At 40.9% G+C, this 13,104-nt stretch carries 13 protein-coding genes; 4 read left to right on the top strand and 9 right to left on the bottom strand.

Annotation, left to right across the window (positions count from 1 at the left end):
- Positions 1–80 precede the first annotated feature (80 nt).
- The 8 genes from glmS to ACIF8R_RS14470 all read right to left on the bottom strand — a co-directional run bounded on the left by glmS (position 81) and on the right by ACIF8R_RS14470 (position 8,353).
- A complete protein-coding gene (gene glmS, locus ACIF8R_RS14505) occupies positions 81–1,919 on the bottom strand; it encodes a glutamine--fructose-6-phosphate transaminase (isomerizing) (RefSeq protein WP_396481523.1) in 1,839 nt (612 codons plus the stop codon).
- Positions 1,920–1,931: 12 nt separating this feature from the next.
- Entirely contained in the window at positions 1,932–3,296 is a 1,365-nt protein-coding gene (gene glmU, locus ACIF8R_RS14500; RefSeq protein ID WP_134262661.1) for a bifunctional UDP-N-acetylglucosamine diphosphorylase/glucosamine-1-phosphate N-acetyltransferase GlmU, read from the bottom strand.
- Positions 3,297–3,304: 8 nt separating this feature from the next.
- Complete coding sequence (locus ACIF8R_RS14495; RefSeq protein WP_199999755.1) at positions 3,305–3,838, bottom strand: phosphatidylglycerophosphatase A; 534 nt, start codon at positions 3,836–3,838, stop codon at positions 3,305–3,307.
- Positions 3,816–4,733: a thiamine-phosphate kinase gene (thiL, locus tag ACIF8R_RS14490; RefSeq protein WP_396481520.1), complete on the bottom strand. Its 918-nt coding sequence runs from the start codon at positions 4,731–4,733 to the stop codon at positions 3,816–3,818. The genes ACIF8R_RS14495 and thiL overlap by 23 nt, the downstream gene beginning before the upstream one ends.
- A 15-nt stretch (positions 4,734–4,748) precedes the next feature.
- The gene (nusB, locus tag ACIF8R_RS14485) at positions 4,749–5,198 is read right to left on the bottom strand and encodes a transcription antitermination factor NusB (RefSeq protein WP_108679740.1); all 450 of its coding nucleotides are present in this window, start codon (positions 5,196–5,198) and stop codon (positions 4,749–4,751) included.
- A 3-nt stretch (positions 5,199–5,201) separates the two neighbouring features.
- Positions 5,202–5,672: a 6,7-dimethyl-8-ribityllumazine synthase gene (gene ribE, locus ACIF8R_RS14480; protein WP_001007829.1), complete on the bottom strand. Its 471-nt coding sequence runs from the start codon at positions 5,670–5,672 to the stop codon at positions 5,202–5,204.
- An 11-nt stretch (positions 5,673–5,683) separates the two neighbouring features.
- A complete protein-coding gene (gene ribBA / locus ACIF8R_RS14475) occupies positions 5,684–6,805 on the bottom strand; it encodes a bifunctional 3,4-dihydroxy-2-butanone-4-phosphate synthase/GTP cyclohydrolase II (RefSeq protein WP_200027009.1) in 1,122 nt (373 codons plus the stop codon).
- A gap of 240 nt (positions 6,806–7,045) precedes the next feature.
- Entirely contained in the window at positions 7,046–8,353 is a 1,308-nt protein-coding gene (locus ACIF8R_RS14470) for a hypothetical protein (protein WP_396481518.1), read from the bottom strand.
- A 59-nt stretch (positions 8,354–8,412) separates the two neighbouring features.
- Here ACIF8R_RS14470 and serB point away from each other — a divergent pair, with 59 nt between their 5' ends.
- From serB to ACIF8R_RS14455, 3 genes are all read left to right on the top strand, one after another.
- Positions 8,413–9,636: a phosphoserine phosphatase SerB gene (gene serB, locus ACIF8R_RS14465; RefSeq protein ID WP_200027011.1), complete on the top strand. Its 1,224-nt coding sequence runs from the start codon at positions 8,413–8,415 to the stop codon at positions 9,634–9,636.
- A 409-nt stretch (positions 9,637–10,045) separates the two neighbouring features.
- On the top strand, positions 10,046–10,381 hold the full coding sequence (aciT, locus tag ACIF8R_RS14460; RefSeq protein WP_004704819.1) for a ciprofloxacin tolerance protein AciT: 336 nt from the start codon (positions 10,046–10,048) through the stop codon (positions 10,379–10,381).
- Between the two features lie 253 nt (positions 10,382–10,634).
- Complete coding sequence (locus tag ACIF8R_RS14455; RefSeq protein WP_263614865.1) at positions 10,635–11,114, top strand: SCP-2 sterol transfer family protein; 480 nt, start codon at positions 10,635–10,637, stop codon at positions 11,112–11,114.
- Positions 11,115–11,153: 39 nt separating this feature from the next.
- Here ACIF8R_RS14455 and dtd read toward each other — a convergent pair whose 3' ends face one another.
- On the bottom strand, positions 11,154–11,597 hold the full coding sequence (dtd, locus tag ACIF8R_RS14450) for a D-aminoacyl-tRNA deacylase (protein WP_396481516.1): 444 nt from the start codon (positions 11,595–11,597) through the stop codon (positions 11,154–11,156).
- Positions 11,598–11,765: 168 nt separating this feature from the next.
- On the opposite strand from dtd, the gene pncB reads away from it, so the two are divergent.
- Positions 11,766–12,980, top strand: coding sequence for a nicotinate phosphoribosyltransferase (pncB, locus tag ACIF8R_RS14445; RefSeq protein ID WP_396481514.1), 1,215 nt, complete (start codon positions 11,766–11,768; stop codon positions 12,978–12,980).
- Positions 12,981–13,104 lie beyond the last annotated feature (124 nt).

The raw sequence follows: 13,104 nt of genomic DNA, 5'->3' as shown, positions 1-13,104 counted from the left end.
AAGCCCGATATGCGTTACATATCGGGCTTAATCAATCAGTTATTAAAGCAAGTGATGCCTTAATAATGATCTTTTTTGAATTACTCTACAGTTACTGACTTAGCCAAGTTACGTGGCTGGTCAACGTCTGTACCACGTAATACAGCAACGTGATAAGACAACAACTGAACTGGTACGCTGTAAATGATTGGAGCAAGCCATTCGTTTACTGCTGGAATTTGTACAACGTGTTGACGATCTTTTTCGACTACGCCGCTATTTTCATCAGCAAAAACGAATAATTCACCGCCACGCGCCTGAACTTCTTCCATATTCGACTTAAGCTTATCAAGCATTTCGTCGTTTGGCGCAAGAATCACGATTGGCATTTCAGTATCAACAAGTGCCAATGGGCCATGTTTTAACTCACCAGCCGCATAACCTTCTGCGTGAATATATGAAATTTCTTTAAGCTTTAATGCACCTTCCAAAGCGATTGGATAGTGTGTACCACGGCCTAAGAATAAGCAGTGTTGTTTTTCAACGAACAATTCTGATAAACGTAAAATTTCAGAATCTTGCTTAAGCGTATCAAGAATGACTTTCGGGCTGTGCCACAATTCGCGAGCAATCTCTTCAATCATGACATTGCTAATACGCTGTTTTACTTGTCCAATTTTTAGAACGAGTAGCATAAGCGCAGCAAGCTGAGTCGTGAACGCTTTAGTTGATGCAACACCAATTTCAGGCCCAGCAAGGGTCAATAAGTGGTGATCAGTTTCACGAACCATTGAAGACGTAGCAACGTTACAGATAGTCAAAGTTTGAATATCGATATTGTTTGCTTTCGCACGTTTTTGAGTTTCACGTAATGCAGCTAAAGTATCAGCTGTTTCACCTGATTGAGAAATACAGATATAAAGCGTATTTTCAACAATCACAGGTGTGCGATAGCGGAATTCACTTGCGATTTCAACTTGGCAAGGCACGCCAATCAGTTGTTCAAACCAATACTTTGCGATCATGCCTGAGTGGTAGCTTGTACCACACGCAATAATCTGTACGCTTTGAATTTTGCTGAAATCTGCCTCAGCATCTTGCAAGAAATCTTCGCGTAAGCTGTTGCCATCAAGTGCTTGAGAAATCGTTTGTTTGATTGCTTCTGGTTGCTCATAAATTTCTTTGAGCATGTAGTGCTTGTATTCACCTTTTGAAGCATTGCTTACTGTTGCGTCAAGCTCTTTCACTGGACGTTCAACAGGTTGACCGTTTGCAAATACTTCAATTGAAGTACGAGTCAGGCGAGCAATATCACCTTCTTCTAAATACATAAAACGGTTAGTTACAGGTAACAATGCAAGTTGGTCTGAACTGATAAAGTTTTCGCCAATACCTACGCCAATTACGAGTGGTGAACCTTCACGTACAGTGATTAACTCATCTGGGTAATCGCTATGGATAATACCTAGTGCGTATGCACCTTTAAGCTGAGGAACAACTGATTCTACTGCTTCAAGTAAGCTGTCAGTGCTTTTTAGTGCTTCTGCAACTAAGTGAGCAACAACTTCTGTATCTGTTTGAGAAGTAAATACATATCCTAAAGCTTGAAGGTCATCTTTAAGCTCTTGATAGTTTTCGATAATACCGTTGTGAACGACTGCCACTTTACCCGACATATGTGGGTGAGCATTATTTTCAGTTGGTTTACCATGTGTTGCCCAACGTGTATGAGCAATACCGACTACCCCAGTGAGCTGGTGTTCAGCAACAGCATCGGCAAGATTAATCACCTTACCAACACGACGCTCACGTAAAACTTGTTGATTATTCAGTAAAGCAACGCCCGCTGAATCATAACCGCGATATTCAAGACGTTTTAAACCTTCGATTAAAATCTCGGTTACACAACGCTCTGCAACGCCTCCGACGATACCACACATAATTCAATCCTCTTATTTTTCACGCTTTTGGGGACGTTGATAATTTGCCTTAGAAATTTGTTGAGCACGTTCAAAGGAGAGACTTTGTTCAGCTACATCTTTCGTAATCACAGAACCCGCACCGACTGTTGCTCCATTTCCAATAGTCACAGGCGCAACCAGCGAGCTATTAGAACCGATAAAGACTGCATCGCCAATAGTGGTTTTGTGTTTATTTGCACCATCATAATTGCAGGTAATTGTACCTGCCCCAATATTTGAGTCAGCACCGATCTCGGCATCACCTAAATAGGTGAAATGATTGGCTTTACTGCCAAGACCAATGGTTGTATTTTTGACTTCAACGAAGTTACCAATGTGGACTTCGTTTGCCAATTTAGCGCCTGGACGTAAGCGTGCAAATGGACCAATTTGGGTGTTTTCACCAACAATTGCACCATCAAAAACGCTATAAGCTTGAACTTTGGTTCCTGCGGCAATTTTTGTATTTTTCAAAATACAACCAGCACCGATTTCTACAAAGTCACCAAGTTCACAGTCACCTTCAATAATGACATTTACGTCAATACGAACATCGTGTCCAACTTTTACAGAACCGCGTAAATCAAAACGGGCAGGGTCGGCAAAAGTTACGCCTTGTTGCATGAGTTCTTTTGCTTGCTGTTGCTGAAAATCACGCTCAAGTGCTGCAAGTTGTAAGCGGTCATTTACCCCTTCAACTTCAAAAGCTAATTCTGGCTGAATAGAGGCAATTTCTAAGCCATCTGCAACCGCCATCGCAACGATGTCAGTTAAATAGTATTCGCCTTGCGCGTTTTCATTAGAAAGCTTAGGCAACCATTCATGAAGTTTTGCATTGCTTACACAGTAAATACCTGTGTTGATTTCTTGAATTTGGCGCTGCGCATCAGTTGCATCTTTATGTTCAACAATCGCTTGAATTTTTCCGTCTTGGCGAACAATACGGCCATAACCTGTTGGGTTATCGACATGTAAAGTAATCATGCCAATACCGGTTTTACTTGATACTTCAACAAGTTGCTCTAGCGTTGTTTGACGAACTAAAGGAACATCACCGTATAAAATTAATGAAATACCGTCTTTAGGAAGTACCGGTAAAGTCATTTGTACAGCATGACCTGTACCTAATTGTTCTGCTTGCTCAACCCATTGAATGTTTTCTTGTGCAAACGTCTGTTTTACGTGATCGCCGCCATGTCCATAAATGGTAATGATATTTTCTGCTAATAGTTGTTTTGCTGTCTTAATAACATGTCCTAGTAGCGGGCGGCCAGCTAAAGGCTGTAGTACTTTAGGTAGTTGTGAACGCATTCGCGTTCCTTTGCCTGCAGCAAGGATAATGACGGTAGTTGACATGAGTAAACCTACTTAAATGGCGTTACGCCCCAGAAAGTAATAAATATGATGATACAAAGTGCCGCCCAAAGCCCTGCAATGATGTCATCCAGCATAATTCCGAAACCGCCAGCAACTTTCTGGTCGGCTACACGGATTGGCCAAGGTTTCCAAACATCAAACAGGCGGAATAAGCAAAAACCAATTAGTGCCCATTGTAACGACATTATATTAAAAAATATTAAAGGCAGAAGAGTAATTGATTGTCCTGCAAATTCATCCCAAACAATTCGTCCATCATCATGAACATCAAGGACTTTTGCCGTTTGACCACAAATATAAATTCCCACCAAGGACATGATGAGAATAGCGATTAAACTTAAGTTAAATCCGAGAGATAACCAGATAGGAATGAAAAGTAAGGCAAAAGCAGAGCCAAAAGTACCGGGTGCTTTAGGAGCGAGACCAGATCCAAAACCAACCCCACAGAAAACGATGCAGCGGTTGAACCAAGACATGTTCTTAAAATGAATCGGCGGTTTATGCAAAGTGTTGGTATCCATGAATTTGCAATGGGTAATCTGAACCCAAATGCTCAAAAGTTAGTTTTGTTTGTTCAACGATCTGTCCAATCATTGTAATCTTAACGTCCAGTTGTTTTTGCAAAAGTTTTTCATAATTTTGCGGTGTTATTGTAAAACATAATTCGTAGTCATCACCACCTGCAAGCGCATACTGCCAACGTTGTTGTTGTTCGAGTTGTTGCAGTACCGGATCAACAGGTAATTTTTCCAAGATGAGTCGAGCTCCAACCTTGGATGCTTTTAAAATATGTCCTAAATCTTGAGCTAAGCCATCTGACACATCAATCATGCTAGAGGCAAGGCCTTTTAGCTCTTGTCCAAGCTGACAGCGTGGTGTCGGATAGTCGAGTCTTTGTTGCAGTGGATGGCCTAAGTGCTGTAAACCGTAGGCTGCATCACCTACCTGACCGCTCACACATACATAATCACCGACTTTTGCACCTGAACGTAACACGGCTTTTCCGGTTTCTATCCAGCCCATCGCGGTAACGGTAATCGTGAGATGTGGGCCTTGGGTGGTATCTCCACCAATTAAGGCAACACCAAATTGATTACAACAGTCATAGATTCCCTGACTAAACCCTTCAAGCCACTCATGGTCAACTTGAGGCAAGCTGATTGCTAGTAAAATACTGTGCGGTTTGGCACCCATTGCAGCAATATCTGAAAGATTTACAGCAACACTTTTCCAGCCAATCGCATGAGGTGAGGTTTCAAGAGGGAAATGACGTCCAGCAACAAGTGTATCTGCACAGATCACCAGTTGTTGATTTAGAGGGGGAGTAATTAAGGCTGAGTCATCACCAATACCAAGTGCGACATCGGAGTTTGACTGCCGATTAAAGTACTGGTCAATAATTGAAAACTCAGCCATAGAACACCAAGCCTATTAGTTTGCTTGTTGTTTTTCTGCGCTACGCAGTGTCGAACTTAGGCGGTCTAATACACCATTGATGTATTTATGACTGTCTGCTCCGCCAAAATGCTTAGCGAGTTCGATAGCTTCATCAAGTACCACACGATATGGAATTTCTAAATGATCACGTAACTCGTAAGCACCTAAACGTAAAGTCGCGAGCTCTACACCATCAAGCGCGTCAATTTCACGGTCAAGTACCGGAATAAGTAACGCATCAAGCTCTTCGTGCTGAGCGATAACTTGAGTAAGTAGTTCGTGATAATAGCTTAAGTCTACCTTGTGCATTGCATTTTCAGCACGGGTACGTGCTTCAATTTCATGTACAGGGTTGTGACTCATTTGCCACTCGTAAATACCTTGTACAGCAAAACGACGTGCTTTGCGTTTTGCTGCGTAAGCGGCTTGCAGTGTTTGAGACATGCTTTAAATTGCCTTTAATAAATTAACCATTTCAATTGCAGTTAAAGCAGCTTCGCTACCTTTGTTTCCTGCTTTTGTACCTGAGCGTTCGATTGCTTGCTCGATGCTGTCAGTAGTTAATACACCATTGATAACAGGCAAGCTGCTTTCTAACGCAACTACACCTAAACCTTTTGCACATTCACCCGCAACAAAGTCAAAGTGAGGTGTGCTGCCACGAATCACTGCGCCAAGAGCAATGATGGCATCAAACTGGTTTGATGTAGCTAATTTTTTAGCAACGATCGGGAGTTCCCATGCGCCAGGAGCGTGAATAACAGTAATGTTATCTTCATTTACGCCGTGACGTTTTAATGTGTCGATCGCGCCTTCCAATAAGTGTTCAACAACAAAGCTGTTGAAACGACCCACTAAAATCGCATAACGACCTTCGCTTGCGAGATGTAATAAACCTTCAATACGGCGAATTGCCATAGCAACCTCGATTATTTCGTTGTGATTTGATCAGCAGTGACATATTCCACTACTTCTAAATTAAAGCCAGATAAAGCATTGAAACGTAATGGTGAGCTAAGAAGCTTCATTTTTTCAACACCTAAATCACGCAAAATTTGAGCACCTACACCAATCGTTTGATATTGATGTGAAAGTGCTGCATTGGATTTCACCGGTTTTGGCTTGTTTAAATCATCCAACGCTGGTCCCAAGTCTTGCAAATGATCTTGTCCGATCCAGACTAAAACACCGCGATCACTCGCTGCAATCGTCTGTAGTGCGCGGTCAAGATTCCAAGCAGGTTCGCCGTCAGCCTTATTCAGCTTAAGCAAATCACGAATTGGGCTGAAACCATGTACACGTACCGTTGTAACACCTTCTTTAGGCTCGCCTTTCACTAGAGCCAAATGAATGTCCGGGTTACCAATCTCACGATAGCGATAGAGCTCAAATGAACCATATTCTGTTTGAATCGTTTTTTGATCCAGACGTTCTACAGTCTGCTCATTCGTCATACGGTAGTGAATTAAGTCGGCAATTGTACCAATTTTTAGACCATGCTTCTCAGCAAATATTTCTAAATCTGCACGACGTGCCATTGTGCCATCTTCATTAATGATTTCACAAATGACAGAAGCTGGTTCAAGACCTGCTAAACGTGCCAAATCACAACCCGCTTCGGTATGACCTGCGCGGTGTAATACACCACCTGGTTGTGCCATGAGTGGGAAAATATGACCCGGTTGTACGATATCGCTTGGTTTAGCATGCGCTGCAACAGCAGCTTGAATGGTATGTGCACGCTCTGCTGCCGAAATACCCGTAGTAATACCTTCAGCAGCTTCAATAGATAACGTAAAGTTAGTGCTATGCTGAGCGCCGTTCTGGTCAACCATGAGTGGAAGATTCAACTGCTTACAGCGTTCACGGCTTAACGTCAGGCACACTAGACCACGTGCATGGGTAATCATGAAGTTAATATCTTCAGGACGAACATGCGTTGCTGCGATGACAAGATCACCTTCATTTTCGCGATCTTCGTCATCCATCAAGATAACCATTTTGCCTGCACGAATATCGGCGACAAGATCTTCAACACGACTCAGCGGCATTCGCTTTCACCTTTTTTTGTCGTAAGACAATTTCTATTGAATAAATTTCGCATAGTTTACGCTGTTTATAGAATTTTGCCTATGATTCTGATTTATCCAAATTTACCACCCAACATAATAGATCTGGATTTATTTATCTGAATAAATCATAAGAAAATAAAATTATTTAAACTAAATACCATGAATTTAAATAAAAAAAACCTAGCCAAAAGGCTAGGTTTAAATGCGCACAATGACTTTTTAAGAAGCTGCACTACTTGGACTATCATTTTGTGGGATTGATTTTTTACCCATCAAAATTTCAGTTCTAATATTTTGTGCAAGCTCTGCACATTCAGCGTTCATGCCATTAATCATAAATGCATGACGAGTCATGATATTACTTGGGTTTGGCATTGCAACAAGCTGATAACTGTCTTGAATAGCTTTAAGCTGATCGTTCTCAAGATAAAGCGCAGACTCTTTCGCATGTAGATGTTGTGCTAAACGCTGAGCAGCTTCTTTCGCATCAATCTGCATTGCTTCTACGGCATGACACACCGCACTGCGGGTTTGCAGCGCAAAGCGTTTATCTTCACGGTAACGTTTATATAAAACGTCTGACAGTAATTGGAAAACTGTACCTACCATAAGTAAGCATTCTACAGCGTGCTGATGTGAAGTTGAGATTGCGAGTGTTGCGCCTTCTGCATGAAATTCATCTACCACCTCAATATCAGTCGCCTTTAAATGATAATGCTTTGTGCATAGCTCGATACTTTTATTTAAGAAGAGCTGACAAAGTTTAAAATAAGGAACCGAAACAGACTGGTTAACGCTACTTAATAACTGTTTAGGGTCATAAAACTGAATATTAAGTGCCAAGGTATCTTGGTCTGTAGCTTCGATGCTTTTTTCTGGTTGTGGGCGAACCGGTGGTTTCGCTTTAGCTTGCTGCTGAGCTTGTGCCACCAAGGTTACTGTATTTTGTTTTTCAAGCGCGAGAGCCTGTGTTAACTCTTGAATTTCATGTTTTAAACGATTTTCTTCGTTAATACGAGCCAAGTATTCGCTACGGGTTGGACGAGCAATGGCACGGTAAGCAAGCCATAATAAAACATGTAAAAACAGTGAAGCTAAAATCGCAAGCCATTGGGTACGAAGAATTTCCCCAATACTTGGTTGAATAAGCGTAATTTCAATAGAACCGACTTTCTTCTCGTTTTGAAGGGCATCACGAACAAAAATTTCACCTTCGCGAGTTTTTGACATGCCGCTTGTTGCCAAAACTTGTTTATTGGCATCAAGAATACGGATAGATGCCACACTTGGATTGGTCGCATAGCGATTGGCAATAAGCGCCAAAGATACCGTATTGGCAGGCTCAAGCTCAGATAAGCTGTCTGCTACGAGTTGACTGGTCATGAGCTGACCTTGACTCGCACGGTTTTCATTGAGCTGGTGTGTCGTTGCAATCACCAATAAAAAGGTATGCAATGCAAAACTAATGATCAGTAGGCTAGCAAATAGCCCTTGTCTAGGCGCAATCAAGTTAAACTTCCAAGGCAATTATATTGAAATTCGATTATGATTCTTACAATAGTTGTCACTCAGACTAGAGTCAATTCATGCGAGAAATCATTCTTATATCCTTTTTAGGACCGGACCAACCAAACCAGTTTACCCGATTAATGCAAGTACTATCCGTACATTCATTGCAAATACTGGATGTAGGTCAGGCCGTTATTCATAATCAACTGACATTGGGCATCGTGGTCGCTTCAGATAATGAAACTGCGACAGCGTTGGCAATGAAAGAGATTTTGATTTTAGCACATGATATTGGCTTAACAGTGCGCTTTAAACCAATCTCGGGCGCAGAATACGATCAATGGGTAAGCGAAGGTGGACGAACCCGTTATATCGTCACGGCTTTGGCGCCAGAACTGACTGCTGCACATTTACAAGCAGTTACACAAATTGTGTCTACACAAGGTTTTAACATCGAAACGATAACGCGTTTATCTGGCCGTGTAGACCTTGAAAAAGATAGTACATTGCCTCGCCGTGCTTGCGTACAGTTTGGTTTAAGTAGTGGTCCAACTTTAGATGCACAAGCAATGCGTGCTGCTTGTTTACTTCTTTCAAGCGAATTAAATATTGATGTTGCTGTTCAAGAAGACAATGCATATCGACGTAACCGCCGCTTAGTGTGCTTCGATATGGACTCAACTTTAATTGAGCAAGAAGTGATTGATGAGTTGGCGATTGAAGCAGGGGTAGGCGCACAAGTTGCTGAAATTACTGAAAGAGCAATGCAAGGCGAACTTGATTTCCAACAAAGCTTCCGTGCCCGTGTTGCATTATTAAAAGGGCTGGATGCTGCTGTTTTACCTAAAATTGCTGAGCGTTTAACCATTACCGAAGGTGCAGAACGCCTCATTTCAACGTTAAAAGCACTTGGATATAAAACTGCAATTTTATCAGGGGGTTTCCAATATTTTGCTGAATATTTACAAGGCAAACTTGGTATTGATGAAGTTCATGCCAACGTTCTAGATGTACAAGATGGCGTTGTAACTGGTGAAGTAAAAGGTGTAATTGTTGATGGTGCTCGTAAAGCAGAGTTGCTGCGTGAGCTTGCCAACAAACTCGATATTTCATTAGAGCAGGCAATGGCTGTCGGTGATGGCGCAAATGATTTACCGATGCTTGCGATTGCAGGACTTGGCGTAGCATATCGTGCTAAACCGCTTGTTCGCCAAAATGCGAATCAGGCGATTTCAAGCGTTGGTTTAGATGGTGTGTTGTATTTACTCGGTATGCATGACAAAGATTTAAACCGTGCTTAAATAATACTGAACAATCATTAAGCGCTGCTCAAGAGTAGCGCTTTTTTTATGCAGAATAGTCATAAAAACAAGCAAGTTATGACAGAATTTTGCACAGAAAAAAGGCAATAAAAAAAACTGAAAAAAACTTATTTTCAGGCAAAAAAACAGCATAGTTTTTTGTAATGACACGCCAGAATTGATGCCATATAGGCCGTAGAACTTTTTTAAATTTACAAAAATGTAATGACAAAAGAATGTTGCGACAAAGTATGTCGCATCGACAAATAACAGGTCTTTTTTTCTAAAAAAAAACATCCATAATGCTTTCTAAGCTTCAACACAAATCATGAATTAAAGTTGTTTTTGGAATGAGGTCTGGTGTTCAGACCGAATGTTTTTAGACGTTTTCATTAAGACGGAGGTTTCTATGGTAACAGCGAATTTTGCCGCTATCGCCGGATTCAGCTTAATTGCTGTCGCGCTTGTTGCTGTTTTCTTTTCTCCTTACCGTCGTTGGCTTGGTTTTATGCTTGCAGGGATGTTTTTTTGGGGGCTATTGGAAGTGGTCCGTTTTGGAGTTCAAGTCACTTTTGAAATGCCAGTCACATATAGTTATTTAACTGCACTAAGTCTAGCGATGGTAATGGTCACATTTGTTTTATTACGTGAGGATAAACAGGCACAGAAGGCTTTGGCAAATCGCCAATATATAGAACATACGCCAGTATATGAAGATGATCAGCAGCAATGTTCTAGCCGATAATTAAATTGTTATCTAACGGTAAAAAGGTATGCACAGCATGCCTTTTTTATTTACGAAAACATGATTTTTATTATACAAAGCATTTATTAAAAAATAGCCAGTTATGCTACGATAGGCTGGTCTGTTGACGTTTCATATATAGATTGCGTTGCCAATTAGAATATCATCAGTCGATGCACAAAACAGGCAATGGGGAGCCCTTGCTGAGTTTTGCCCCAAGGTTTTCATAAAAATACAATAGGCGTGAATGTTCATGAAACTTTCTTCTATACCTGTAGTCAAGTTACCACTTGTTGATGTCAGTACAGACCCGTTAGATTTATTGGTAGCAGGTTTGGCACTGCGTATGAAACAGTTGGCACGTACAAGTCCTAAGTTTATTGAGCTAGTGCATGACCGCGCATTCCGCATTCAAATTGGTACTGATTTAGGTGTTGCTCGCCAAATTATTATTAACAATGGTCACATCGATACAGTCGCTGGCTCACCTGAAAAAGCGGACTTTATTTTGCAATTTGCAGATAGCGAACAAGGTGTAAAAACTTTACTTAAAGGCGACCCAACTGCATTTATGACGGGTATGCAAGACGGTAGCATTAAAATGGAAGGCGATTTCAGCTTGCTCGTTTGGTTTAACCAAGCAGCTAAACTCATTCCACCAAGACTACCAAAACCAGTAAAAGATAAAGTACGCCAAGCACGTGCTTTTATTAAAGAAAAAACTGGTCGCTAAGATCTAATAAAAAACTCCCGATTGGGAGTTTTTTTATATTTACGCTTCAACTTCTAAATTGAAAGTGACTGGCCCATCATTAATGAGATGTACTTTCATGTCAGCAGCAAAAATACCTGTTTGAACATTTGCAAACTGTGAGCGGGTATATTCAACCAACTGTTCATAGAGTGCTTTTGCGTCGCTAGGTGGCATAGCTGGACCAAAGTCTGGACGCAAACCTTTTTGGGTTTGAGCCATGAGCGTGAACTGAGAAACAAGCAGGACTCCGCCATTTGCCTGAGATACGTTCCAGCCCATCTTGCCTTGCTCATCATCAAAAATACGATATTTCAAAATCTTATCGATAAGCTTCTGGCCTATGGCTAAAGTATCGTCTCGGCCAATTCCTAAAAAAACCAATAAGCCATGCTGGATTTCACCGGTTGTTTCACCGTCTACCACCACTTTAGCTTCAAGAACTCGTTGTATTAAAGCGCGCATTGTTAGAGAGAGTTTCTGCAATTATTTGAATTGATGCAGTTTAGCAGAAATTAATTTAAATGATTTTTAAAAGGAAATTTCATGGAGTTGCAACAATGGTATAAAAGCTCATAATTCATCTATAAAAATATGCTTTAATGCTAAGAAGCAAGCGAATAATCATTGACTATGTCTCCAATTATCCATTCTTTACTTGATACAGACTTGTACAAATTTACAATGCTACAAGTGGTTTTGCATAAATTCCCGCAAACACATAGTGTCTACCATTTTCGTTGCAGAAATTTAGAAGATACTGTTTATCCTTTAGTGGATATTTTGGATGACTTAAACGAGCAACTCGACCATTTATGTAATCTCAAATATAAAGAAGACGAACTACAATATTTAAGAAAACTACGCTTTATTAAAAGCGACTTTGTCGATTATCTAGAATTATTCCAGCTTAAACGACGTTTTATTCAGGCCAGTATTGATGCCGAAGGCCGACTAGATATTCGTATTGAAGGGCCAATGGTTCAGGCCATGATGTTCGAGATTTTTGTCTTAGCTATTGTAAACGAGTTATATTTTAGCCGTATTAAAACAGATGAAGTTTGGGCTGAAGGTGAACGCCGTTTAAAAGCCAAGCTTGAATTGATTCAGCAATATGAAAAATCGCAACAGCCGAATGACCCTCCGTTTTTAGTTTCTGATTTTGGTACACGCCGCCGCTATAGCTTTGAATGGCAAAAACATGTAGTGGCTGCATTTCATAAAACTGTTCCAAATGTGTTTCGTGGAACGAGTAATGTCTTGCTGGCTAAGGAATTAAATATCACGCCAATTGGAACCATGGCACATGAATTCCTTCAGGCGTTTCAGGCGCTTGATGTCCGTCTACGTGATTTTCAAAAAGCTGCTTTAGAAACTTGGGTTCAAGAATATCGCGGAGACTTGGGAATCGCTTTGACTGACGTTGTTGGGATGGATGCTTTCCTCAGAGATTTTGACCTGTATTTCGCAAAACTGTTTGATGGCTTACGTCATGACAGTGGTGACCCATATGAGTGGGGTGATAAAGCCTACGCGCACTACCGTAAATTAAAAATTGATACCAAAACTAAAATGTTGACCTTTAGTGATGGTCTCAATTTGCCAAAAGCATGGGAATTGCACCAATACTTCAAAGACCGTTTTCAGGTGAGTTTTGGTATTGGAACCAATTTGACTAACGATATGGGCCAAACACCGCTCAATATTGTGTTGAAACTGGTTGAGTGTAATGGTCAGTCGGTTGCCAAAATTTCGGATAGCCCAGGAAAAACCATGACTGACAATGATACGTTCTTGGCTTATTTACGTCAGGTTTTCCAAATTGAAGAGCTTGAAGAAGCTGTTTAATGACAATGTAGTTTGACAGCTTGGCAGGCACTTAACGCTTGAGAATGTTTATATCTGATTTTTTGCTAAACGGTAGCAGAAAATCAGAGTTTGATAGATATAAGCTTATGCTAAGATGAAATTA

Origin of the sequence: Acinetobacter sp. ABJ_C4_1 (assembly GCF_044538495.1) — a bacterium.
Lineage (GTDB): Bacteria > Pseudomonadota > Gammaproteobacteria > Pseudomonadales > Moraxellaceae > Acinetobacter > Acinetobacter nosocomialis_A.
This window is presented reverse-complemented; position numbering and strand designations above follow the sequence as displayed.

What these genes read in the sequence shown, in the direction of transcription:
- glmS (WP_396481523.1), bottom strand. Translation starts at nt 1,919, where the DNA reads ATGTGTGGTATCGTCGGAGGCGTTGCAGAGCGTTGTGTAACCGAGATT.
- glmU (WP_134262661.1), bottom strand. Translation starts at nt 3,296, where the DNA reads ATGTCAACTACCGTCATTATCCTTGCTGCAGGCAAAGGAACGCGAATG.
- ACIF8R_RS14495 (WP_199999755.1), bottom strand. Translation starts at nt 3,838, where the DNA reads ATGGATACCAACACTTTGCATAAACCGCCGATTCATTTTAAGAACATG.
- thiL (WP_396481520.1), bottom strand. Translation starts at nt 4,733, where the DNA reads ATGGCTGAGTTTTCAATTATTGACCAGTACTTTAATCGGCAGTCAAAC.
- nusB (WP_108679740.1), bottom strand. Translation starts at nt 5,198, where the DNA reads ATGTCTCAAACACTGCAAGCCGCTTACGCAGCAAAACGCAAAGCACGT.
- ribE (WP_001007829.1), bottom strand. Translation starts at nt 5,672, where the DNA reads ATGGCAATTCGCCGTATTGAAGGTTTATTACATCTCGCAAGCGAAGGT.
- ribBA (WP_200027009.1), bottom strand. Translation starts at nt 6,805, where the DNA reads ATGCCGCTGAGTCGTGTTGAAGATCTTGTCGCCGATATTCGTGCAGGC.
- serB (WP_200027011.1), top strand. Translation starts at nt 8,413, where the DNA reads ATGCGAGAAATCATTCTTATATCCTTTTTAGGACCGGACCAACCAAAC.
- aciT (WP_004704819.1), top strand. Translation starts at nt 10,046, where the DNA reads ATGGTAACAGCGAATTTTGCCGCTATCGCCGGATTCAGCTTAATTGCT.
- ACIF8R_RS14455 (WP_263614865.1), top strand. Translation starts at nt 10,635, where the DNA reads ATGAAACTTTCTTCTATACCTGTAGTCAAGTTACCACTTGTTGATGTC.
- dtd (WP_396481516.1), bottom strand. Translation starts at nt 11,597, where the DNA reads ATGCGCGCTTTAATACAACGAGTTCTTGAAGCTAAAGTGGTGGTAGAC.
- pncB (WP_396481514.1), top strand. Translation starts at nt 11,766, where the DNA reads ATGTCTCCAATTATCCATTCTTTACTTGATACAGACTTGTACAAATTT.